We start from the raw sequence: 25,174 nt of genomic DNA, 5'->3' as shown, positions 1-25,174 counted from the left end.
GTATGGCGAGACCGGAGGGAATCGAGAAAATTGTATGGGGTATTGCTCTACCCGGATTTGCGCAATTTTTAAATCAAAAGTATTTTAAGGGATTTGTCTTTATTGTTTTAGAGTTCTTAATTAATGTAAATGCAAGGTTGAATCAAGCCATTATATTCAGCTTTCATGGTGATATTAAAAAATCAATTGAAGTGGTTGATTATGGATGGCTGATGTTTTACCCTTGTCTTTATCTTTTTGCTATCTATGATGGTTATAAGGATGCTGGCGGAGGTAATTCTTATTCATTTTTTCCCTTTGTTATCTCCGCTTACTTTGGAACCATTGGAGTCATCTATTCTCCTTATTTCTTAGGTCCAATTTGGCTACCGATCCTTTGTTTAGTTTTGGGAGCGGGTATCGGAATAGGCTTCGGAATTTTGATTCGTCGTTTTACAGATACCTAACGGATGCTTTTCCATCGTTGCAATGATTGTTCGGAATCCAGCAAAAGTACATTTCATTCGTTAAAAACACCTAATCACCTTTATTTCAAAATAAATGTGAGACCCTATGATTGATCATAGCGGTCTTATTTTTATTAAGGATTATGTTATTGAATTAACGGGAATCAATAGTTAAATAAACATTGCATGTGAGCCACCAAATGAGCTGGTTTTTCTTTGTACATTCCCCATAAAAACACTGTGCATTTTGCGGACAAAACAGCTATAATACTGTGCATTTTGCGGACGGTCTAAATCGCTGCCCGACCTTACAGTCTCAAGGGTTCCCGTATTTCAACCCCTCAAATTATTTCTTAGTCTTTGATATCGCTTCTCTTCTCCTACGACATAGAGAGGAAAGGTCAAAGGATATGGCTCGCAAGGCTCGCCAGCAGTTCACCTCTGCCGAGGCTCCTGCCCCAACTTTCAACCCAAACCGTTATCTTCTACAAAATAGAGAGGGTGAAAGGAAGAGGGAGGCGAGCGTCAGCGAGCACCGAAGCCGACCAAGGAGGCAAGGTAGGTTTCCTGTCACTCATTTTCATTATTGTCATTAATTTTTCTAATTACCTCCCCAGTAGCGGAAACAGTCGCTCGACCTGAAAAAGTAGCAAACCCAAGGAACGTCCTTCCCTTATCCCAAAGTAATTTCTCTGACACGTCAATTCCAGTTAATTCAGTAAATCTCTCCATATGTTCCTTTCTCTTAGATTCGAGAACTGACTGCAAATGACCGAAGTTCCTTCGTAGCTTTCCGTCAATATCTTGGTATGTACTATCTTCCGCATAATAAAATAAACCCTTCTGGAGTGTCCTCTCATATTCAGCGATTGCTCGTTTTACTAGGCTCATTCTTGCAAATATTTCTCCGTCATTTATTTCCTGACTTGATTTGAATAGCTTATCGAAGCCTCCCTCTTCGTAGAATTCATTTAATTCTTCGTACTTAGACAACACAAAAAGCATATTGTCATAAGCAACAAGTTTTGTTCCAAAGTTCTCGATGAAGTGTTTACTATCGCTTTCCTTTTGTCGTTTCTTTTCATCTTCTTCTTTATGCTGTCTGTCCTTACGAAATAGCTGTAGAGTAACGAAGATACCTGAAGCGGTTATAAGACCTTGAATAATGGCTCCAAGAAGCGAACCCCAAAAACCTATCCACTCTTTTTTGACTCCATCTAAACTATCGGAGATGAACGATAATAACCAATCAGCCAATTCATCGTCAAACAACGTAATGGTGAGTCCAATCAACAGTATCGAAAGGATTAGTACAAGAATTGCCCACAATACCCCATACTCATGTTCTAATGCAGTTCTAATCCCAGCCCTTGCCTTTTTAAGCATATTTCCAAACTCCTTACAATGATCCTTTATATAACAACAATTATAAATCTTTTCGGTTGGTAACGAAATAGAAGTAGATATCAGACACTCACACCGTAAAAATCGTCGATAAAATTAAGCTGATAACGTAAAGTATAAATCTGGTCGTTCTCCTCAAACAATGGCGAGATATACTGCTTCTGTTCGTAAGACTGACGTCTTGTCAGTGTAATCTTGTTCAATAGTGTACCGTATAGAAAGCATTCCAGTGTCTTGCGAACCCTCCCAGCTTTGAATGCAAAGACTGACTCCTTGAACGCTTGAATCACTGTTTCGATAGGAGCCTGAATGACGTCCAGCTTCTTCGTTGCGGAATTTACCACTCCCCAGATACGGTATATCTTCTTTGCGTCGTTGAAGAACGTCTTTACGACAGAGACGAATTGTTCTGGAACATTCGAGGGAGTATACGAAGCATCGAGAGTGTCGTCGCTTACGTTCTTTACGTCTTTACTAATCTTTTGATCTTGAGTTTCTTGAGTTTTAGAGTTTCTTTGAGGTTCGTCGTCGTCGGAGTCGGTCTCAAGCGTTGGTACTACTGGAGTCTCCTCTATTTCAACCTTGGACACTTTGCTGTCATCCTCACGACATTCCTCGGTCAAGTCGAGGTCATATTTATTAATTACGAAATAACGTAATGTCATCCCTTGAAACTCTACGACCTCTCGTCTCCCTACACCGAGGGACTCAAGTCGATCAATCGCTCTTTTGACGGTTCGTTCGCTCACTTTGACAACTTCTGCGATGGTCTCTTCGTTGAGCCACGAGACTCCATATACCGCAACTGAATGACGAGCAATCGTATCGAGGACTGCTCGTGCATTGCGGTGTAACTTTCTACCCGAAGCGAAGACGTGAGCACGAACATGCTCGTCCATTTCCTTTTTACTATCGAACGCTTTATAGCGTTGAGCCACAGATCTGTAAATCTTGAGAATCATTTCGTTTTTCCTCCCTCTTTATTTCTTATCTCAGTATCTTTCGTGATCTGTTCAAATTATTGAAGACTTGATTCATAGGTGAGAATTGTTCGTGTTGCGATTTTATTGAAGTATTTGACAAGTGCGTGTACTTCATGACCATTCTCAAGTCAGCATGTCCGAGGATTTTCGCAAGATGACGAATCTCTCCACCTTGCTCCAGAAAGATAGTTGCTGACGTATGACGGAATAAATGAGGATGAACTCGAATATTCAACCCGACTTGCTCCGCATACTCCTTCAGTCGATGACGAAAGTGATTTGCGTCCAGCTTCTCGCCATAATTCGTGTTGAAAATGTACTCGGAATTGAATTCCTTGCACTCTTGAATTAATTCCTTGATGAGTTTCAATGTTTTACGTGAGAGTGGAACGAATCGAGAACGTCTGGTCTTTGCGACTTCCGCTCGAACTTCTGCGAGTTCAAGATCAAAGTCGATGTCTTCCACTCGTAACGACAGAGCCTCATTTATTCTGAAAAAACCATCTATGAGACAAGTCATGAGCACATAATCTCTGAAGCCAGCATAACTCCGCTGGTTAGGTGCTCCGAGTAATAACTTCAGTTGAGTCGCTGTCATGACTTTGATTTCTGTGTGATGTTCTTCGACTTTCGCCACGGTTTCCCACGGATTCTTTTGAATGAGACCTTCCTTCAGTAAGAAACGAAACATAGTTCGCAGAATCTTTGTCCGTGTATTCACTGTCACTGGAGAAAGACCGACTGTCTTCTCCGCTTCTGATTTATGTTCATGACCGTCGAAGCGAATCTTCTTCGTCAGCATCCAAGTCATATAATCACGGAGAACCTCAGGAGTAATTTTCGAGACCTCAGGGGGAATAAATCTCATTTCGAGATAGTCGACAAAGAACCGATAATTCTCTCTGTATGTTTCAAGGGTGCGCTCCGAGACTCCCTCAGAAATCTTCGCCTCATAGAAATACTGGAACAGCTCGTCCAGATTGCTTCCTGTCTTCTCCGTTCGATCAAACTTCACTCGTTTTCCTATTCGTTTATCGCTCATAAAAAATAAAAAAGACGCCTCCTCTTTCGAAATTAATCGAATGAGAAAACGTCCTGATCGATACGGGCCTCTGTAATTCCAGCCTCGCACCTCTGATATGTGGTTTTCGTATAGTCCAACGGATAGTCCAGCGTCCATGAACCCTTGATACGACTGGATTTGTTATGTATGGTCGGAACGACAGGATTTGAACCTGCGACCTCACCCACCCCAAGGGTGCGCTATCAGGTCATGCCGTCACCCGAATGCTATAAGCCTTGAAATCTTTGATATCAAGCCTTATATTTTTGCCCCAACCACAACCTCAGTAATTAATTGTTCTCTTATTATAAAGTGGTCTCAGATCAGAGTCAAGTGGTTGTAGCAATACTTCCAAACTGGAACTTTATTTATTAACTTTCATGTCATATTACTTGATTAATAAGGTTTCTTTATCTACATAATGCCAACAAATTAGTTCATTAACAGTATTTTTTAACCAAAAGGTTGTTGTCTAATTACCGTTAAAGTGATCACTAATAACATCAGTTTTTACAAGTAACAGTAACTTATTGACGTATTTTGATCTACCCCTTGGTCTTTACTGACAAATCCAGTACAATCTTTCTATACAAAAAAGAAGATTTACTTAGAAGAATCAGCTTAACTTTTTTGCAATTTATAGTTATAATATTAGATTAGATATTATTCTCCCTGAGGTGAATTACACGTGAAAAAACTAAAAGTACTAGACCTATTCGCAGGTGCTGGGGGATTAAGTCTAGGTTTACATCAAACAAACTGCTTTGAAGTAGTTATGGCTGTAGAATTAGATAAACATGCTGCTAGCACATATAAAGAGAACCACAGAAACGTAGAAGTTTATCAACGTGATATTAGGAAGCTGAAATATACCGACAATACCAATAATCTCATAGAGAAATTTAGCGATGTCTCAGTAATAGTAGGAGGGAGTCCTTGTCAAGGGTTCTCAAATGCAAATCGACAAAAAAACGAGTTAATTAGTGGAAACAATGAACTAGTAAAAGAGTTCGTCAGAGCAGTGGAAACCATCAGACCTGATGCTTTTATTATGGAAAATGTAAAATCTATGAGATCATCCTCTCACAAATTCTTTTATTCAATAAATGATGCATCTGAACTAAATGATTTAGGTGTTACAATTATTGATGAGGATATTAGTATTGGAAAGTATACAGCATTTACAGATTTAGCCCTATATATGATTTCAAGAAATGAAGATCTTTCTCAATATTTAATACCAAATAATCTCTTCGCAAAGCTCAAAGCTGTTTTAAAGCAAACTGAAAAGAGCCTACAAGATGTAGTTAAGTATTTTCAAAGCAAAAACAATAAGAGTTTCTTTCAAAAACTAACGTCTACCTCCGAATGGGAGATACAATATCACTCTTATATTAGTGATGAACATAGAGGTTTATGGCTTGAAACTAAAATTATTATTGAGTCTATTCTAAACAATAATGAGTTTTCATTTGAGTCTCTTATTAATAATTTAGAAATTTTAATTGAAACCCAAAAATTATTTCAAAAAACATTAGAAGTCATTAATTACAATGTTGAAGTAGACCGATATTTTATTAACAATAGAAGAGAAGTTTGTATATCTGTAAAAACTTACAATGTTTATGAATATCTTTTACGTAAATTTGAATCATTAGATTACGAAATAGACTCAGATATTTTAAATGCTGCAGAGTTCGGGGTACCTCAACAAAGAAAACGTCTATTTATTTTAGGAGTACGTAACGATTGCGTAAAAAAGTATCCTGTAAAGTTACCAGATCCAGTCCTTAGACACTATTCAGAATACTTTACAATAAAAGATGCCATTCAGGATATTTCATATATCGAACCAGAAACTAATATTGACTCAGAGCCAAAAATTAAATCTCACACTTTAAATAATCTAAGTACTCTAGGAAAATATTTGAACGGAAATAAAGTTCAGCTTTATAACCATGTAACTACAGACACTAGAGAAATTGCTAAGTTGAGATTTAAAGCCCTTTCTCAGGGACAAAACTTTCATGATCTAGGTGATGATCTTAAGACAACCTACTCCGACACTAAACGAACACAAAATACAATATACAAAAGACTTAAATATGATGAACCCTCAGGAACTGTAGTAAATGTAAGAAAATCTATGTGGATTCATCCCATTCATGATAGAGCTATTAGTGTTAGAGAGGCAGCAAGACTACAATCTTTTCCAGATCAATACGTATTTAAAGGAAAAAAGGATGCTCAATATCAGCAAGTTGGAAATGCAGTTCCACCGCTACTTGCTAGATCTGTTGCAGAGTGTTTGCTGTATTCTTTAGGGATTGACGTTCAAGAAAGAGTAAGTGATATTATTTTATCAAGACAGCTTGATTTAGTAAGTAATGCGAATTAGCTAAAAAAGCAACGTGTTCTAACACGTTGCTTTTTCTCTTTCTAAGGGTTTAAAATTCTTCATTTTTCCTTTAAACAAAGTCCAACATTCTTCTTTCTTACACCATTGAGTTATATTAGTTCCTGCGACAGGCGGATTAGTAATATGCTCCCATGTATATTCACACAAAGTTGATAACGCTTCTATTAGAGTGTCTTCTATCCCTTGATTATTCCAGATACTTATAAAGTCAATCTCCTTATTATGGATAAATGAAAATATGGCGACGGTATACGCTACAACGTTTGCTTTATATCCACCAAAGTTCTTACCCTTTACTATTTTGTCACAGGTATTAAAGAGAATCCCTTTTGCAATTAGAGTTTTAAAATAGTCCGCATCGGGTTTGACCTTGTTTTCTTTAATTAGCTCCATAAACTCAACAAAATTTGTCTCTGCTCCTTTACTTACTGTATGAGGATATTGGTTCCAAGACATCTCGTACTTTGCTGCTATGGTTTTAGAAATAAGCTGGCTTTTGGGATTTTGTTTAAGGAATAAATCCTTCTTTGCTTTAGATATTTGTCTGTTATATTCAACTAAATATTGTCCTCTTGCTCTTTCGTAAAACCACTTTGACTCAGCCTTTCCTTTTAAGCCTACACTCGGAACCCAAATGGTTCTTGAGAGATTCTCCAATGTTACATGGAAAATATCATTGGCGCTAAAATCAGACATCGTAATTTTATTTTGACTATTAGCATATCTCGATATAGAAGAGATAATATTATCTATATGACTTTTCTCTTTTATTACTGTTAGTTTAAGCTGGACAAATACTCTATCTAAAGAAACATCATTTTTATATGCATTATACAAAGATGCTGTAGTTTGCCCTCCATTTACTATTTGCCAACCTATGAGCTCCTTTACTTGGTACATTTCCACATTATTATTAGGTTTATTAAGAACTGCTGATTCAGCAATCGTTGATATCCCATTGTTATAAGCCATAAACATATGCGCTTCTTTTGTTATTGTATCTCTAATTCCTTTGTTAATTTGAGCCTTTGCCTGTAAAAATGATCGCACATTTCTTTCTATTAATCTTTGCCCCCACTTATCATAAATCTCCGCTAACAGTTTTCCAGAGATTACTCCAACATAACTGTCATAAATCTCATTGCAATCGGGCGTCTTAATCAAATTTAGTTCCTCGATAAATTCATCGGTAAAATTTATTTTAAGCTCTTCAGTACCCTTATTTTCATATATAAATTGGTATAATCTTTCAATATCCCATATGTGATGAGTTACTAAAGTATTACCTAATTTAATATCTTCAGGGACATCGTTTACAGCTATACTATTTGTAATAACAACAATCTTAAGTTTTCGGATGGAATTTGCATTTGATTCCAAAAGGTCTGCAAGTGAAAATGCATCATCTGATTCCTCAATCTGACCCTTTAATCCTTTTAGAGAAGATTTATAAAAGTTTAACCCTGAATTAAACCTCTTAAATAAAGTCTTTTTTCCTAATTTTCTTACTGATTTTAAGTTATCAAAATCAGACACAAAAAGTGTTACCGTATCAAAATCATCTACATAAGAATATGCATTAATTTTAATCCCTCTACCCTTTTTCTTGTAATTACATAATTGGTAGTCGAAACATTCTTCAGCATCGACTAAATACCCACAAAAACGATCTACAAAAATATCTTCTAATTGGAACGTACTTGTTTTTGACTCCTCTATTATATCTTCTAAAAAGCTTTTAGAAAAAGAAACCAGATCACTCATGTATACTACTAGCTCCAATCTAAGTTAAATATGTCATGAAAGGGTCTTTGAAATTCACCACAAGTTGATAATTCAACTGTATAAGTTATGTTACCAACACCATTCGGTAGAGATTCACCTAATATACGTGGAAACCCATTAGTTACTTCAAATGCCTCAACTTTACGTAAAATATAACCTGTTAAGTACTCGCTTGATTGTGATTCTATAAAACCAGCGAAGAATAACTTACTCTCAAATTCTTGTAACAAATTTGGAGACGAAACTAATAAACTTTTTATATCATATATAATTTGATTTAAGCCTTCTCCGCTATTATGAATTGTGTTGAGGTACAAGCACACTAAATTTAAACTTTCAAATCCAAAATCATCCAACTGTCTTTCATTATTAATCTTTACCTTATAATGTTTTTTACTTGATAAGGTTTTTACTTCGACAGCTAGTTTATTGTTTTGAAAATCGTGTACTTCCTTCTCACTGCCTCTCCAAAACCTTACAGACCTTGAACCAACAGTTTTAAGCAGTTCTCTCAAGAACCAGAGCTCTCCATATAACCCCTGTTGGGACTCAGTAGATAAGATATGGCTACTATGGACACTAAAGAAATACTTCCATCTTTCAAGTATCTCTTCCAAAGTACTTAACATTAATGATGATGACTTAAGATTTAGTAACTCTTCACACAAATTCGAAACAAAAGTGTAAAAAATCTTCTTCTCAGAATTATGGACTTGCTTAATAATTAGGAAATATTCATTTTTAAAATTATAAACATCAATTTTTTCCTGATGAATATCAATTCCATTCCATGTTGGTAATCTCTTTAGCTGTTCTAACTTTAGTTCTTTACCTAAGTGAATAAGTAGATGACCCTTCTTTTCATCATTAGATATAGCAATGATTAATGGTATAACTGCACTACTAGATACCATCTTTGCTACTAGATAGTTAGAATTATCATCTGTATTATTTTCAAGTTTTGGATCTAACTCTAGACGATCAATAATTTCTCTAATATTAATCATGAATCCATCTCCATAAACACATTGTTTACTACATAATTTACAGATGTTTGAGGATGATTTGTCTCAGGGAAAACTACCCCAAAACCAATTGGAGTCTGAGCAACGCCTACTAAATTTTCATTTTTGGTATAATCAATTGGGTATAGAATTAACAATCCTTCTTCAGGATTTCTAAGTTGTTTCCTTGCCTCTATATCTTTTAGATTATGCACTTTAATATATTCAATTTGTTCCCCTGTAAAATCAAAAAACTCATGGTTCTTAGAAAGTAATCGTTTAACTGATACTGATCCTTGCTTTGTATATTCTTTGATGCCAGCTCTTTCAATTCCATTACCTATCCAATGTCCACCAAGTAATAACTCCTTCTCTCCTTCGTTAATAAGTACAACTGTCCACCTAACTAATTCTCCATTCTTCATTTGCTCATTAATATATTCACTTATATATTTACTGTTGGCCCTTGGAGACGATGAAGCTGTTTTGAATTCATGAATAAAATTAAAAACCATTTCTCCCGCTACATTATCCCAGAATAAGTGTTCTAGAGTAGAGACCTTCGCCCTTTTGTTAAATATATAATCTTTGTTAGGAGTAGCTAATTGCTTTATAAATTTATCTGTTACAGAGAAATTATGAATAAATGTATCATCGTTTAATTCAAACACAGTTGTTTCACTTACTGTCCCACTATATGAAAGTGTTTTGACTTCAGTAGCTCTCATCTTAAGTTGATTGGTAACAAGCATAGAGGGATGTTTTTGTACCTTAAGTCCAAACATTTGAGGTGTTGAACCTACTGAAGCCATATACTCGATCTCGCTTCTTAATTCTTCTGTTGCTATAGCAATGTGTCTAAACCATGTAATCAAATCAGATGTAGTATAGATCCTACAAAGGTCTAAATAGCCATCTCTATAGCCAAACCAACGACCCATTTGCATCAATGTATCGTACATTTTACTTGCTCTTAGATAATAACTAATTGACAAACCTTCTAACGTTATACCTCTTGAAAGTTTATCTCCACCTACAGCAATAACATTTAGGCCAGTTTCCTCATGTTCTTTATAATCTAAAGTGTCCTTACTGTTACCATTTATCTTCTTAACTTGAATGCTTTCGACAGTTTGTAGTAATTTTTCATTTATTAATTCCCACTTCATTTCTGGGCAATTAATTTCCATTTTAGTAGTTGTACTCAAGAAATCATTTAAAAAGAGATACTTAATCTCTGAAATTATGGAGTCACTACTTTCTGACTCACCTAATCTTAATCTATTTTTTATGCTATATAATTCATCTGAGACTAATTCATATACAATTTCTTGCACAGGTTTAAACCTAGTAACATGAATAAGCATCGAATTATGTTTTTTTTCATAACCACGTAATGATCTGATAGTAACTGTTAGTATAAAGGAATAAATTGCTTCTTTTAAGGAATTAGGCAGATATTTAGGTACATGAGTAATTTTATGACCTAATGGTGCAAAAGTATCTACATATTCTATCTCCCTTAATAAAGGTAATGAGCTATCGTCATCTAAATCTAACCCGAAAAACTCAGCTGGTCCTACATAATTGGATGGTTTTGGTAGGTTTAAGATAAAATCTTTGGGAAATAAGTCTTCTCCATGATCACTTGTGCTTGTTTCGTTATGAATAAAGATGTTTGCAAATGGTGTAGCAGTATAGCCAATATATGCTTTCTGTTCAAAGGTTCTATAAATTTGTCTAATTAACCCATTTATTTTAGTAGGGTCATATTCATCTAATAATTTTCCTTCATCATCATATATCTCTGAGGTGTTTATTGATGCTTGGTCTGCTTCGTCATCTATTATTAAGGTAGGGATATTAGGAACTGTTTTATATGGAGAGTCCAAAGTTGCTAGACGAGACAAAGGACTGTCCGTTCTAAAATATTGGAGAATGTTCTTTAGAACACTAACATTCTTCTTAACTACTAAAAGTAGTGGCTGCACTCTAGGTTGTACATTTATTCCACACGCTATTGTCCTACTAAAATCTCCATTATGATCTCTTGTTGTTAGATTAGCAATGTCAATAAAAGATTCTCCTGTAAGAGTAGCTACACCTATCAGCTTTCCAGTTGAATCGTTTGGTTGTCTTAATTGGCTTTTACTTGTTTCAAAACCTAAAACCTCTTCATCTAACCTCATTTGAGTTTGACTTCTTAAATCGTTATGCATTCCTGCAAGGACTATAACTAATTTAAACCCAGCATCAAACGCTTTGTTAATCAATCCTGTAAAATTTGCTGTTTTACCTGACTGTACATAACCTACTACTAACCCTCTTCGGTCGTATGTCCTATTTTTTTCTTCAGGGTCCTCAAGTAATTCTAGAATCCTATCAGTAGTCTCATCTAAACTTTTTATTACATTAACTGGCCACTTCTTCTTTTCTCTTAAATGTCTTTCGTATCTTCTCCAATGTTTCCATTTAATTGTACCCTTCTTATTATGTAACCAAGGTTTATGCTCTTTATCTTCTTTTTTTATCATTGAATGTAAAGTAATAGTCGTACTCAATGATTCTCTTAATTCATTAGATAACAGATCTTTATCTATACCTTCGAATAAAATGGAGACTTTCCCAACAACCCTTTTTATAGTCTCCTCCGTATCGTTGATTTCATTTATTAAACTATCGAACAGTAATAAAGACATTGCTCTTATTTCGTCATTTATATACATCCTATTACTCCTCCTCTAATAAAGCCTTAATTTGCTCAAAGTACTTGTTAAATGGTTCACTATTACATAATCTGTATAATATTTGATCTCCTGTATACCCTGATGACTTTAGTGCATAAATTATATCTTTTAAACTACTTAATATATCTTCTGTAATTTCTACTTTGTTATAATTCTTTTTCTCTTGGTTAGTGTCTTCTATTTTTAAACTAGGAGTATAGGAAACTAAATTAAATGGAGAATATTCCTCAATAAAAGAGAGGTAAGCATTTAATAGCTTATAGTCATCTACTTCATCATTTAATTTTAATAAAATAGGGTGTGCCCTGTTTAACTTGTAAAATACCTTTCCATGCTTATGTATCTGCTCCCATACATGGTCATTATTTTGTGTTGCATTATTTTGAATTAGCCTTACCCCTCTATGGTAATAAACTTTATAAGATGCATCTCTCGCAATCTTCCCGATTCTCTTGAGCTCATCTAAAATGTATTTAGGCGGACGGGCTGTTGATTTCTTTATATCAATTTGCCAACTAAAATCCATATCACTTGTTATATCAATCATAATTCTAGCCAACTTGTAAGGCTCTTCTTTTCGAAAAATACTAAGCCAACTTCCAGAAACCAGCATCCTTCTGTTGCGATATATGTAAAATCCTTGTTGATCATGCCAACCTCTTGGACCATCTGCGTATGAATATGTGTCCTTTGATATCTTTGAATGATGTGGTAGGATATATGGTTGAATTTTTATTATGTAATCATTATCATAATGCTGCTCTATTGCTAACTCTTGAGTAGCCATTTCATTGACTAAAAAAGGATCCCAAGGCTTTAGAAGCATGTTATTTATATAGATCTGAATTGCATTTGGACCTTCTAGAAATCGATGGAAAACCATACTTAAATGCTGTTCAACAGACGCGACTTTTTTTAAATAGCTATTATAAGCTACTGAAGAGTAAGATTCGCTAATTAACCTATCCAATTTCTCTAATAAAACTATAGTACCTTGCTCAATAATTTGAAGATCACTAATTTCTTTAAATTCCTTTAATAAGGACCACTTACCAGTTTTCTCTATAAGATCTAGATCCCAACACCTAGTGTGTAGTTCTTCATCTTTTTTTTTTGTCATGACACTTAGTCTTTTGCATTGTGAGAAAGCAGCTGTTTTAAGTCCCATTCCAAATCTCCCTAGGTCCTTACTATTTCTAGTACTTAGTGGACTCATTGAACCTATTCTCATAGCTACCTTTAATTCCTCTTCACCCATTCCCATTCCATTGTCTTGAATTGATATATAGCTGATTTCCTTGTTCCAAATGAAGTTAATATTAATTTGATTAGCATTTGCGGCAATACTATTGTCTACTATGTCTGCTATAGCAGTTTCTAAGCTATAACCAATTGATCTTAGAGATTGAACAATTGAAGATGCCAATGGTTCAACTATGTCATAATTATTATCCAACAATAACACCATCCATTATTACCATTTATTATATAGTGTAATTATTCGATAACTTTCCAATGGGTACCTTCAAAATAACAAAAATATTATTCTTAGGTTTCAAATTTTAACTAAAATTTAAATACTTTCACCTATTACATACATAATAAAAATTTAAAATTATTTAACAAAATAATAGGAGGAAATATCAAGAAATTTATAGAAAATATTGTTAATCAAAAATAAGAGGTGAGCCTATGCTTGATAACAAGGAGAAAATACATCCTAAGGTTATAGATTTAGTAATGAGACTCTCAACAGTACGTGTCCCTATCACAAGTAGCTTTAATCGTACTATTACCAAAGAATGGTCTGAGGGGAATTATGTAGAAGCGATTTTATATGTTAAGGATTATTTAGAACCTTATTTTTTAAAAGACCAAGATAATTTTGGACTAGTAAATTCAGTATGGGCTGAATTAGAAGCAAAACATCGTAACAAATATGCAGAAATTCCTATTAGAGACATTTTGACACTTATACACTACGAGCTACTCTACCCCTTAGAAACAAGAGATAAAGAATGGTTTGAAATCTGGATTAGTTTATATCCAAAGTATGCATACGAACTCTTTCACTTAAGTATTTTTCCCCAACTCAAAGATAATGAAAATATTAATGGATACATAGATTTGTATTGCTCTGAATTATTACCAAAATTATTAAGTAATAATAATGAGATTGATATTAAAAGAACATTACTTGAAGCTGAGATAATAATCTTAGACCAAAAAGTTGATATTGGTTTCCCAATAAAATCTATTATTAATCAATTAATAAAGTTTGGTTACTACAATGAAGCTTACGAAATTTGTATGAGACATGATTTCCCACAAAAATGGGAGGTTCTGTTAGATATAGCAACCCAAACTGACGATCAAGAAAAAATGTTAGACAGCATTAGTCATTCAACTGCATATACAAACAAAAGTAATGAACTGCTTCCCATATTAGAAGCAAAGATGAGTAGACATTTAAATTACTTAATTGATTACATCAAACAAAATTCTTTAATTCAACATTCACTACTTTCTGAGATAGTTGATAAATGCTATTGGACAATATATACTCCTAAATTTTTATTTAATACAATAAAGACAATTTTAAATATCAAAAAAACACTTATAACAGAAGCTAGCTTGAGTAGACATGATAACCTTGTTAGAGAAATTAAAGGGTATTTACCATATATTAATCAATTTTCTGAAGTAATTAAAATAAGGTTAAGACACATTGAAGAAGAAAGTGCGCTATATAAACATTTTGGTTTCCGAGAGAGTATTTGGGGATACATTAATTCACAAAATCCTCTAACTGAGGTTAATAAGTTAGTAGAAGAGATTCTTTTAGAATTAAACAGTAAAGAGTTTAAGAATCTTGAGACTGTTTTTCACCAAGCATTATTATACTATGATCCGAATTTAGATATTAAAAGGATCCAGTCCAAAATAGAAATACTAAAACAAAGAGTAGATGAAAGTAGTAAGTCAGAATCTAAATTAGATACGATTCTAGAATTACTCTTAAAGACCGTAGATGAAAATGGTAAATTAGATAAAATATTAAAAATAACTTCGAATACTTACTCTACCGTTCTAGATACAAATGAAACCATGAAAGAAACTAATAATAGAATTAATGAAGTATTAAAATCTATGATAGATATACAAAGTGATATTAAAAATTTAAAATCAGATTTCAGTTATAAACTAGATGATTTGATTAATAATGGAAACAAAAATGAATTGGAGTTAGAATCGATTTATAACGACCATTCGGATCGTATTATGAAACTTATTGAAAAAGAGTTCTTGAAATTTAGAGCTGCGGATTCTAGTAATGAAGAGCGCAAATTATCCATTAAATTTGGTACAGCATGGGGAAAATTAGATTTAGATACAAAAAAATATCTAATCACATCAAGAGTACTGTACAAAAATTCTTTTGGATATGACGGCGAAATTGATTACTCGCCTGTTTGTATACCCTTAACAAAGGCACTAGAAAGAGTATTATTCTTTAGTCTCTTCAGAAATTTTAAAGATCAACTCAATAGCGATAAAATTGATAAGAAGAATTGGCCTATTGGTTTAGTGAATGTAAAAAAAGATAAAGATAAAGATAAAGATAAAGTTAGATTTACTGAGAAATCAGATCGACACTACAGTCTAGGAAGTATAGGATTCATTTTAGAAGAAGAAAGGCATAAAGGAGATATTCACCCACTTGCTCTTAAATATTGCAAGGATGTTCTTTTCAATCCTGTTTTATTTGAAGACACAAAAGCTATTGAATCTTACTTAAAATCATTGATAAAAGATGTCGATGACATAACCAATCAATATAGAAACAAAGCTGCACATAAAGACAACATTACTTTAGAAGAGGCTAATAAGTGTTATGATAAAATTGTTAAGATTGAAGAAACAATGAAAAAATTCCTTGAAAAACTAAAATAACTATGTCTAACACAAATTTTTACGCTCAGATAATTAAACCTACTTTGATATTAAATATTGTTTAGAATATTTAGCATATTACACGAGATAGAGGCTAACTGAACGGACAAGAGTATTGATAGTATACAGATTATCATTTTAGATTTTTTACAAATCTAAGGAACGTTCTTGTAAATTCTGTTGACTACAAACTATGGTATCTATGTTCAGTTTTGGATATGTACAGATAGCTGGCCATCACCCATTAAAGAGGGCAAAGACAATTATCTACTTATTCAAGTAGCCTTTATCTTTTTAATATGGCAAGATTTTGCGTAAATATTATTCTATTTATAAACCATTAAATACTTATATAAAGTACTTCTAGCAACATTTGTTTTTTTGACGATCTCCTGAACAGTAAAATTGTTACTCCTATACAAGGTTATTGCAGTTTTAATATCTTCTTCAGATACTTTTGGCCTACCCCCTACTCTTCCCCTTGCTCTTGCCGCATTTAACCCTTCTTTTGTTCTTTCAACTATAATGTCGCGTTCCATTTCTGCTACCGCAGCAAAAATCCTAAATATAAACTTACCCATACTAGAAGTTGTATCAATATTTTCCTGAAGTGAAACAAAGTTAACTTCCTTTTCTTGAAAAAAATCAATTAATTCAATTAAGTGCTTTGTAGATCGACTTATTCGATCTAATTTATATACTACGACCGTATCACCTTTCCTCAACACTTTTAATAACTCTTTTAGCTCTGGTCGATCTTTCCTTTTTCCAGAAAGCTTTTCTTCATAGATCTTCATACAACCAAATTTTTTAAGAGCATCAATTTGCGAATCCAAGCTTTGTAAATGCGTTGACACACGTGCGTAACCGAATATCATGTTACCCTCCAAATAGTAAATTTTCCTTTTATCCAATAAACGTTCGTTTTTTAGACGTTTTTTAGAATGAGCTAAATTACTCTTTAACCTAGTTCAAAAATAGCAAATTTGTCTATTTACTCATCTATTTATTAAAATCTCTTTATTACAATGTATCTACCGTTTAATAGACAAATTTTCAAGTGACAGATCAAATTCTATCTCAAAGAAATTTTCCAAAGTTGTGAGGATATCCTCTAAATTAGAAATAAAGTCCAAAATTACATCAACAATTATAGATAATGAGCACCTTACATTTTGACCACCTAAAAAGGCCGTATAAGAATTCGGCTTTTGAATACTAATTGCTGAATGTAAAATCATAATGTTGAACCCATTAATGTTGCCTTCATAAATCCACTCGCCCCCAATGTCATCTTTGGGTAAAGGCTTTGCTGTCTTTTCCTTGATCTGTTTTATAATCTCTTTACAGATTTGGTCAATCATTTTAAATATTCCCATGCTTCCGTGAAGCATCTTCGTCTGGAAGAATTCATTGTTTTGAGCCAAGTTTTATCTCCTCCAATATAAAAGTAGAATTTAATTCTTCCTAGCATCGATTATCCTGACTTGCATATTCGAATTTACTCCACCTTCCTTTGTTCTTTTCATAAATGGACTTTCTTTTAGTGGACTAGGCTTGCTTTCAATTAATTGGTTTGCTTGATTACCGTTTTGCTCAATTTTTCGCTTTTCCTTATTAGCTTCAATTAACTTTAACGCGGTCTTCTCAACATTTTCAAACTCTTTCTCTCCTTGTCGTGAAAGATAATAATAATAAGATCTACCCTTTTTCTTGGGTTGTTTAATACTTTCTATATATCCTAGACTTTCAATTTCTGTTAAAATCCTCTTCACATAAGACCACTTATAATCAGTTTTACTTGGCTCAGTTGGCCCTTTCGTCTTCGTCACATCCATACATACAGTATCACCTACGGCACCATCTCTTTCCTTAATGGATTTCAAAATTAGATACATCAGAATAACACTTGGCTTCTTTATCCATTGTGTTATTTCTTTTAGTTCATCATTTTTTTCTTTCATAAAATTCTCCTTTCAAATATACACCCCTCCTAAACACCCTTCCTGAACGATTTAGGGGTGGGGGCCCCTCTATTTTTTGATGATAATAAGGCATTTTAGACCCAGAACGGTCACAGGAAGGGTCGTTCAGGACTCCTGTAAAGAAATAAAATCGATAATAAAATAACCTGAAACGGTTATGAATTAACCTTGTACTTAAAGTAAAACTACTACTAAATCACTGTGATGCGAGGTGTTTTTGGTCCATAATGGTTCAAAATCACCTTGTTTCGTATAGAAGACTGTCCTTTTAAGATATAAAACAGAGCTGTAGCTACTAAAAAAGAACTCATAATGAATCTATCTCGATATGTTGGGATCCAAATTGTTCCTATAAATAATTCTATCATCCCGTAAATCAACCTCAAAATCCCCTTGATGCGAGGTATTTTTGCCATATTTATTATGTAAAGTGATTTGTTCTGACCCATTCTTATGTATATATTAGAATATAAAATAGAATATAAAATAGAATATAAAATAGAATATAAAAACGCAGCCAACTTGGCTGCGTTTTTTGGTTAAATATTTTAAAATGGTAATTCATCGGAATCATCATCGTATAGATCATCGTCGATTAGTTCCATATCTTCCTCTAAATTATCTAGTTCTAATAAGGTTATACTGTTAGAAGTATAGTCGAGAATTCTTGACAGATATAACTTTTCATCCGTCGTGAGATCCCTTCTCTTCCAATTAAAAAAACAATGTTGCAATACCAACAGTTCCCTCTCATGGAATGAATCCTCTCTTTTTAATAGGGATATAAGAGTTCCAAGGTCTTTTTTGGAACTCTCAAATACTTTATCATCATTTGTCAAACCTAGCATTAACGCTGAGTCCTTAATGAAATCTCTTCTTTCTTGGATAAGGAAAGTAGACACTCCAACTAACTCTTCCGTAATTTTTTCTACTAACATCATCTTTAACAAGGTTAGAACATATCTTTCTAACTGGTAATTTTTATATTCCTCCATTATCTCCACTCCTATTTTTGTGTCTAGTATTAGTGTATACTGGAGTACACCTAATTTCCAAAAATAGGATTTAGTTATGTTGCTGATAGATTCTATTTATTAATCCATATCTTGATCTTCTTCCTCTCGAATCATTACTGTTAGTGTATTTACAAATTTCTCCTTATCTTGAATATACAAAGACCCAGAATAGCTATTGAAACCCTTATAAACGAGAGTTGTGTAGTAGAATTCAACTTCCTCAAATTCTTCGTAGGATTCCACCAGTCCTAAATTTAAAACTTTCCTCATTAAATCTCAATTTCCCGATCAATGAAGTAATAATCTTGACCCTTATCTTCAGCAATTTTAATTAGATTTTTATTTAATTCACAGCTAATCCCAACTGAAGCTTTTTCACCTTCAGTTACCACCTTTTCATAGTAATCATGAAAAGAAATTACGGAGATTCACATCTACAACTTCCTTTACAATTAAGTTAAAGGAGAGTGAAAAAATGAAATTATCTAGACCTAGGTTAATCATCCTTAGAACAATCGTCTCGCCAGAATGGTATATTATCGGTTTTATTATTACGGATTCTAGTACAGGTCATGTATTTGGAGTAAGTAAGGATCAAGCGATTATATATTATAAAAGATTTGGAGGCTTCATTAATGCGCGACTAATTACTAGGAGAACCATTCTCCAAGGTAATACACAGTATTTAATGGGTAGAAATCATTCTCTTATGGATCCTAACATGGTCTTGTTAAACTTAGAAAAGTGTCTTAGGCAATACACATGTAGTCTAGAACTGCAAAAGGAGATTCACTTTTATCTCTATAAGTAAAAACCAGAACATATTAGGTTCTGGTACATAGTTTCACAAATAAATTTAATAATTCTGCATAAGCGATTATCTTGAACTATAGAATCCCGTTAGTAGATCGTCTCAAATATAACCATTTTTTTGAACAGATAGCTTAGTGAATGTCATTTATTACTTAATTCCAAAAATATTGAGTAAATCTTTTTCATATTTGCTATTTTTCCCAAGCATAAAATTTATAAACTTATCTTTATCGAACCAAAGAAAAAGGTCAATAAAATCTAAATCTGCCTCGATTCTTCCAACATTTCTGATCTTTAATAAACCTCCCTGTTCCAACAACGCTTTCCCAGTAATAGTAATAAATAAATCATGAATGTCTTTCAAGGTATCGAGATTTGTAAAAGCAAGAACGTTAGGAATATCATGATTAGGATTAACGCTGTTGAACTGCTTAGTTGCTTTGTGAATATGATTTGAGATAGCGTTATACGTTGAATCATTTTTGCAACCCTCAAAATCATCATACTCAAGAGTTTTCTCCTCACAAAAAAAGACCCTTTCCCCTTGAAAAGAGACTTCGAAATCAGGTGTTTTTTCTTCTCCTTCCTCAATTTTATTTACTTCAAGTCGATAACTCTCTAAAAACTTCTTTACGTTCTCTTGACCAAATTCAGCCATTAATTATCACCCATATTTTTTTATTTGTTAAAAATGATTGCGTTTTAAATTCATCTTAATTATTCGTGCAATTGATGGGTTTATTCTTTTAGTTCTTTTTCAAATTTTTATGTTATAAAGTATACTCCCTTTAGTTCAACAAAAAAAGAAGATTGACTAAGTAGCCTTCCTGATTAATGTAATCCAGTTAGTTTAACCATAGCTAAACGAGGCTGCAGCTATTTTTGCGGTAATCTCGTGACTTTCCGCTCTCTATAATACGCTTGGGCTTGTTTAAAATACGAATTGTCAATTAAACAAAATTTTCTTGTGTGTGAGAGCCTAATTAAGTTCTCCTATTCGTTGTATAAAGACTAGCCCACAATGATGTATCCGGGCAATTCTGGGTTTAAAATAACATTAGGAATCATTTCACATACAATACTTTTTACATATACTTCATCTGCTGAGTCCCAAAAGTGATGAACCATCTCTTCTGTTAATATTATCGTCTGTTCAGTCTGGTTTTTACCTTCGAGCGATGACAATTTATATAAAATTAGATTAGCGTTTAATCCCATATAGTCATCTCCAAGATTAAAGCTAAGTTGAGCTTTGTCTGTAAAAATTAGGGTAACATGTCTGTTTCTTGCCTTATGAAAAAAATCTTTATGCTGTGTGATGTAGTGAGTCGAAAATAGCAAAGATTCCAAGATGTCGGTAGTCAATTGTTTTGTTGAAAGCACTTCTAACCTTTGTACTAAGTCTATTGCAACTTTAACTTCTTGTTCTTGTGGAACGAAATCAACTAGATTCACAACCCTCACACCCTTCAGTAATATCCGCATATATTAGACATTAGCTTAATGCCACTGTCAATCTACTTCTTGATTTTCCCGTTCTTCTACAGCTTCAGCAGCTAACTTATTCATATACTCCTCAAGGATTTGAGAGAGCGTCTTACCACTTTCTTTATGGACTGCAAACATATAAGTCTGAACACTTGACCACCCGTAAACCTCTTTAAGCTACATTTGCATTGACAGCTCTTTACCATTAACTAAGAGATTACCGTATTTCAAAAGTGATCCTTCATCTCCACGATCTTTGGCCATAATAATATCTCCAGCTTTAACAACCCCCCATTCAAGCATCGTATAAATTTTGGGCAATGATCGACGAGTGAAATTCATATTTCGTTAACCCTATACACACGTAAAATCAAAGTTGTTATGGAACTGAATCATAAACGCTATATAATCCAAGATGGGTATTAGCTAATAGAAACAATGCGTTTTTGGCAGTATATTTTTCTATAGAAATAATAGTTGAGTATGATATTAAAATATGGCAAAAGGGCTATAATTTGATTACAGCCCTTTTGCCATATGCCATATTTAACAATAGAGTCCCCATACTTCAATGACTACTCAAATATACTATAGATCTAGTTGTTGAAATCTAATACAAATTTTTCACCGATATAATCGTCACAAATCCATTCCCATTGTTTAACACGCTTCTCTAACTTTAAGTGCTTTAAGGGATTCTGTATATATTCTAATAATAGTTGGTCATCTTGTTGATAGATAATACACAAGTAGTAGGCATCACCATATTGATGTGCTGCCGTATATTCATTATTCGTCAACGAAACTTCGGCATTTCGATTAGAAATAGATTTTACCTCAATATAGCGTTTCTCACCTGTTTTAGTTTCACTATGCACGTCATAGCCTAAGTTCTGTTTACTAACATCTTTAGCCTGATTTCCTTGCATTTGCTCAAATTCTATACATTGATATTCTGCTGCACGCCATTTTGAGATTGAGATTGCCTTTTTTTTCGATGAAAAAATGGAGGTTAACGAACTTGCAAAAATATTAGAATCCGCGTTACTAGATGTATTCAAACGATTATTATCAAAGGATAGCTCCTTTGTAAAGCTGGTATTATAGGTATTATTAATCCATTTTATATCATTATCTGTTAGTGAATTTAGGAACTCCGAAATGAACGATTTTGCATATTCTATTCCTTTACTTCCCCATAGCATCAGTTCACTTTGATCATTTTTTATATAGCATGTTTCCAGTTGAAATACCTCTTTATTAAGCACCATTTTAGAACGAACCGACTTCATTAATTGACCATAGAGTTTACCCAATAAAGTCTGATCTAATTTAACTACAAACTCTCTCTCTGATAAGATGGTTATCCAATCTGGAATTTCATACATTCCATTCGCAAATGACTCCAAGAAGTTATCTAATGAACTATTTTGTTGTAGACTTGCAATTGGTGTAAGGTGTTTCAGTGAAGAATGCTCCCGCATCCATCTAAATTCAGATGGTTCTAAAAACCGTGGTTTTCGTTTGTATTCAATGGCACTAATTTTTTCACCGTTGTATAAGGGAATCCATTTTTCATTTTTTATTAGATGAACAAAATTATCGTACATATAGTTAGAAAACTTCGAGAAAGATTGACGTTTTTCAAGTAATGAAAAAATATGTAGCAATGATTCGTGACCTTCTTGCAAGATTACAACTGTGGTATTAAATAACTGTTCTGCAGCATTTTTTAAACCCCTTTTAGTCTTTTCATCCCAAGTTAAATGTTTTCGACTTGGGTCTGTTGAAAAGTCACAATTGATTTTAAAAGGAAAACCAGTAAATTCCGAGGTTGGCAAATAACAATGAAATACCCCTTCTTCCCTATCACAAGCAATAACCTGACCTTGTTCACCTATCTTAAAACCAAGCTGCACAGATTTGTTTTGTCTATCAGCAACAATGTACCATTCTTTCTTTTCATATCCATCTTCTTGAATGCAAACTCGTTGATGGTCTCTTAATACCTTGAAATTTCTATAAATCGTCGAAATGTTAATTTGGATTATTTGAATATTGTTAAGAAATAAGAAGTACCCATCATTTACGGCAGCTAATTCCTCCTCCAATACACTTAATCGAGCATCCATAAAAATAAAAATGGTTCTATAACCTTCCTTATAGAGTTTTTGTACTTCCTCAGCTATTTCGTATTCAATATCTTCTACATGTAAAGGAATACGAACAGTTGGTACTTTATTGCTATCCGAAATCTGTAATTTCTTAGCACACAATTCCTTTGAGAAGGTGAATCCAACATTATTGGAGTGAATTATAATAGTGTTAGTTAGAAATGTAGTGCTTTTAAACCCAATACCTCGATACCCAATTGATTCTCCTCGCTTTTTAGAGCTTGCCCCTGAACGACAAATGCTTTCAATATCTTGTTCATTAAATGGTTTTCCATCATTTGCAAAGAATATATGACCATTTTTACTATAGAAAGTAATACGATTTGATTTTGCATCATCTGCATTTTGTAATAACTCTATAAAAATACGTTCCCCGTAACTTTCAGCCATGTATTTTTCCATTGCTGCCATATCCGCTAATAATTGAGGTGACGACTTAGCTTCTTCTAAAAAACGATTGCTAATTTTTTTAATAACTTGCTCCATAGAATTTCTCCCACCTCTCTTAAAAAAACCTCATGCAAAAAAACATGAGGTTGCTTAATTAAGTTATATAATTAAACATAGTCAATCAATGAAACTGTGATCCGAGCTTTTGCTTCTTTATCTCTTATATTACCTACCCATTTTAATAGCACACTTGCAACTTGATTTGCACGTTCTCTATCCTCAATAGAATCATCGTAATTGTCATTGTCGTCATCATCTACATCATGAATGTAATCAAATTCTGAAGCAAAAGAATCACATATTTCCTCAACAATTTCTGCTAGAGAATCATCTTTATAGCGATTTTTTTTAACTAAGGAATACATTTTTTCCGCAAGTTCAATATATCCAAACTTTAAGGCATCCCAAATGTAACTCGAACTAATACTATTAGATTTGCCGAAAACACATTCTAGTATTTCTTCATTTTCATTTAAAACTGTTATTACTTCTTCATTACCAATCGTACGTTTTAAGCTATACAACATCCCAGCAGTAAAACTATATCCATTTCTTTTTATAATAGCTTCTCCATTTACGAGAACATATCGCCACATATCAATTGATAATGATGTATTACTTTTTGCTATTTTTGCAATAATTTCTTGTATTTTATCACTATTACCCTCTAAATTATTTTTTAATATATCAAAACTTTGAAGTAATAATTCCTCTTTATTTATCGAACCCTTTGCCACAATGAACACCCCATCCTATTAAATTTGTTAAATAAATTATATCTACTAGCCTTCACTTATACAACCAATATATGGGTATTTACTATGAAATAAACTTTTAAAACAAAGGCATATTTTAACAAAATAAGACCAATCTTAGCTTCTTCTGTTTCCCCTATTCTATCAATGGGATGTGACAACTTAGTAAAATGAATTAATAATTACTAAGTGTGACCCAATTCAAGCTTTTGACAAAGCTACTAGTTACATATTAGAGAACAATTCTACCGCTTCTTTCAACTTTGATCTCACGCCTCTCTTTCCTTTTAGTATTACTCTTAGGATTCCATTGGTTCAAACCAAAAATTAAAATAACTAAGTTCTTTAAAGATTTATGTAAATAAATATTGTAAAATCAAGGTAATTAATTATCTTGTAAGGAGACACTTTATGAAACCAAGAACTTATTATTCAATTTTATAAAGATATGGCTAAAGAGAAAAGATGGTTCAAGTATTCTGATGGGGTTCATTGCCAGTTGTTTTGTCCGATTAGCAAATAAATATCATGGGCATTACGGGGCTATAAAACATTGCTTAAGAAATCTATCTACAAATACAACTACTAGCGGATATAAGAATTTGTATGATCTAGGTGCTCTTGAGGAATCGGTTGAGTTTTATGTAGGATACACATCCTATCATACGATTTACAATAGTATCTTTAC

20 protein-coding genes are annotated in these 25,174 nt (G+C 33.3%); 4 read left to right on the top strand and 16 right to left on the bottom strand.

Annotated features, from left to right (window positions below):
* The first annotated feature begins 2 nt into the window (after window positions 1–2).
* Complete coding sequence (locus tag EIZ39_RS01395) at window positions 3–446, top strand: hypothetical protein (protein WP_129196635.1); 444 nt, start codon at window positions 3–5, stop codon at window positions 444–446.
* Window positions 447–1,016: 570 nt separating this feature from the next.
* On the opposite strand, the gene EIZ39_RS01390 is transcribed toward EIZ39_RS01395, so the two are convergent.
* The 3 genes from EIZ39_RS01390 to EIZ39_RS01380 form a co-directional block, all read right to left on the bottom strand.
* Window positions 1,017–1,832, bottom strand: a complete 816-nt coding sequence (locus EIZ39_RS01390; protein WP_129196633.1) for a hypothetical protein — start codon at window positions 1,830–1,832, stop codon at window positions 1,017–1,019.
* Window positions 1,833–1,912: 80 nt separating this feature from the next.
* The gene (locus tag EIZ39_RS01385) at window positions 1,913–2,812 is read right to left on the bottom strand and encodes a helix-turn-helix domain-containing protein (RefSeq protein ID WP_129196631.1); all 900 of its coding nucleotides are present in this window, start codon (window positions 2,810–2,812) and stop codon (window positions 1,913–1,915) included.
* A 25-nt stretch (window positions 2,813–2,837) separates the two neighbouring features.
* Window positions 2,838–4,013, bottom strand: coding sequence for a tyrosine-type recombinase/integrase (locus tag EIZ39_RS01380; protein WP_240675664.1), 1,176 nt, complete (start codon window positions 4,011–4,013; stop codon window positions 2,838–2,840).
* 571 nt (window positions 4,014–4,584) lie between these two features.
* On the opposite strand from EIZ39_RS01380, the gene EIZ39_RS01370 reads away from it, so the two are divergent.
* On the top strand, window positions 4,585–6,294 hold the full coding sequence (locus tag EIZ39_RS01370; RefSeq protein ID WP_129196627.1) for a DNA cytosine methyltransferase: 1,710 nt from the start codon (window positions 4,585–4,587) through the stop codon (window positions 6,292–6,294).
* Window positions 6,295–6,312: 18 nt separating this feature from the next.
* Here the strand turns inward: EIZ39_RS01370 and EIZ39_RS01365 are convergent, their stop codons facing one another.
* From EIZ39_RS01365 to EIZ39_RS01350, 4 genes are read right to left on the bottom strand one after another with little or no spacing between them, the layout of a single operon-like run.
* Window positions 6,313–8,079 carry an AIPR family protein gene (locus EIZ39_RS01365; RefSeq protein ID WP_129196625.1) on the bottom strand — a complete coding sequence of 589 codons (1,767 nt, stop codon included), beginning with the start codon at window positions 8,077–8,079 and terminating at the stop codon, window positions 6,313–6,315.
* An 8-nt stretch (window positions 8,080–8,087) separates the two neighbouring features.
* Window positions 8,088–9,107 (bottom strand): PD-(D/E)XK motif protein, encoded by a 1,020-nt coding sequence (locus EIZ39_RS01360; RefSeq protein WP_129196623.1) that lies wholly within the window; start codon window positions 9,105–9,107, stop codon window positions 8,088–8,090.
* Window positions 9,104–11,830: a Z1 domain-containing protein gene (locus EIZ39_RS01355; RefSeq protein WP_129196621.1), complete on the bottom strand. Its 2,727-nt coding sequence runs from the start codon at window positions 11,828–11,830 to the stop codon at window positions 9,104–9,106. The genes EIZ39_RS01360 and EIZ39_RS01355 overlap by 4 nt, the downstream gene beginning before the upstream one ends.
* Before the next feature lie 4 nt (window positions 11,831–11,834).
* Entirely contained in the window at window positions 11,835–13,307 is a 1,473-nt protein-coding gene (locus EIZ39_RS01350) for an ATP-binding protein (protein WP_164984838.1), read from the bottom strand.
* A gap of 236 nt (window positions 13,308–13,543) precedes the next feature.
* On the opposite strand from EIZ39_RS01350, the gene EIZ39_RS01345 reads away from it, so the two are divergent.
* A complete protein-coding gene (locus EIZ39_RS01345; protein ID WP_129196617.1) occupies window positions 13,544–15,805 on the top strand; it encodes a hypothetical protein in 2,262 nt (753 codons plus the stop codon).
* A gap of 326 nt (window positions 15,806–16,131) precedes the next feature.
* Here the strand turns inward: EIZ39_RS01345 and EIZ39_RS01340 are convergent, their stop codons facing one another.
* The 5 genes from EIZ39_RS01340 to EIZ39_RS01320 all read right to left on the bottom strand — a co-directional run bounded on the left by EIZ39_RS01340 (window position 16,132) and on the right by EIZ39_RS01320 (window position 19,076).
* Window positions 16,132–16,683 (bottom strand): recombinase family protein, encoded by a 552-nt coding sequence (locus EIZ39_RS01340; protein ID WP_129196615.1) that lies wholly within the window; start codon window positions 16,681–16,683, stop codon window positions 16,132–16,134.
* A 156-nt stretch (window positions 16,684–16,839) separates the two neighbouring features.
* Window positions 16,840–17,232, bottom strand: coding sequence for a hypothetical protein (locus EIZ39_RS01335; RefSeq protein WP_129196613.1), 393 nt, complete (start codon window positions 17,230–17,232; stop codon window positions 16,840–16,842).
* 30 nt (window positions 17,233–17,262) lie between these two features.
* The gene (locus EIZ39_RS01330) at window positions 17,263–17,769 is read right to left on the bottom strand and encodes a hypothetical protein (protein WP_129196611.1); all 507 of its coding nucleotides are present in this window, start codon (window positions 17,767–17,769) and stop codon (window positions 17,263–17,265) included.
* A 569-nt stretch (window positions 17,770–18,338) separates the two neighbouring features.
* Complete coding sequence (locus EIZ39_RS01325; protein WP_129196609.1) at window positions 18,339–18,785, bottom strand: hypothetical protein; 447 nt, start codon at window positions 18,783–18,785, stop codon at window positions 18,339–18,341.
* A 99-nt stretch (window positions 18,786–18,884) separates the two neighbouring features.
* Window positions 18,885–19,076 (bottom strand): hypothetical protein, encoded by a 192-nt coding sequence (locus tag EIZ39_RS01320; RefSeq protein WP_129196607.1) that lies wholly within the window; start codon window positions 19,074–19,076, stop codon window positions 18,885–18,887.
* A gap of 205 nt (window positions 19,077–19,281) precedes the next feature.
* On the opposite strand from EIZ39_RS01320, the gene EIZ39_RS01315 reads away from it, so the two are divergent.
* Window positions 19,282–19,617 (top strand): hypothetical protein, encoded by a 336-nt coding sequence (locus EIZ39_RS01315; protein ID WP_129196606.1) that lies wholly within the window; start codon window positions 19,282–19,284, stop codon window positions 19,615–19,617.
* 150 nt (window positions 19,618–19,767) lie between these two features.
* On the opposite strand, the gene EIZ39_RS01310 is transcribed toward EIZ39_RS01315, so the two are convergent.
* The 4 genes from EIZ39_RS01310 to EIZ39_RS01290 all read right to left on the bottom strand — a co-directional run bounded on the left by EIZ39_RS01310 (window position 19,768) and on the right by EIZ39_RS01290 (window position 24,468).
* Window positions 19,768–20,277, bottom strand: a complete 510-nt coding sequence (locus EIZ39_RS01310; RefSeq protein WP_129196604.1) for a hypothetical protein — start codon at window positions 20,275–20,277, stop codon at window positions 19,768–19,770.
* A 353-nt stretch (window positions 20,278–20,630) separates the two neighbouring features.
* Complete coding sequence (locus EIZ39_RS01305) at window positions 20,631–21,074, bottom strand: hypothetical protein (protein WP_129196602.1); 444 nt, start codon at window positions 21,072–21,074, stop codon at window positions 20,631–20,633.
* A 629-nt stretch (window positions 21,075–21,703) separates the two neighbouring features.
* A complete protein-coding gene (locus tag EIZ39_RS01295; protein WP_129196600.1) occupies window positions 21,704–23,767 on the bottom strand; it encodes a sacsin N-terminal ATP-binding-like domain-containing protein in 2,064 nt (687 codons plus the stop codon).
* A gap of 71 nt (window positions 23,768–23,838) precedes the next feature.
* Window positions 23,839–24,468: a hypothetical protein gene (locus tag EIZ39_RS01290; RefSeq protein ID WP_129196598.1), complete on the bottom strand. Its 630-nt coding sequence runs from the start codon at window positions 24,466–24,468 to the stop codon at window positions 23,839–23,841.
* Between the last annotated feature and the right edge of the window lie 706 nt (window positions 24,469–25,174).

The organism is Ammoniphilus sp. CFH 90114 (assembly GCF_004123195.1).
GTDB lineage: Bacteria > Bacillota > Bacilli > Aneurinibacillales > RAOX-1 > YIM-78166.
The sequence above is the reverse complement of the archived record's forward strand: the minus strand, read 5'-3'. Positions and strand labels throughout refer to the sequence as shown.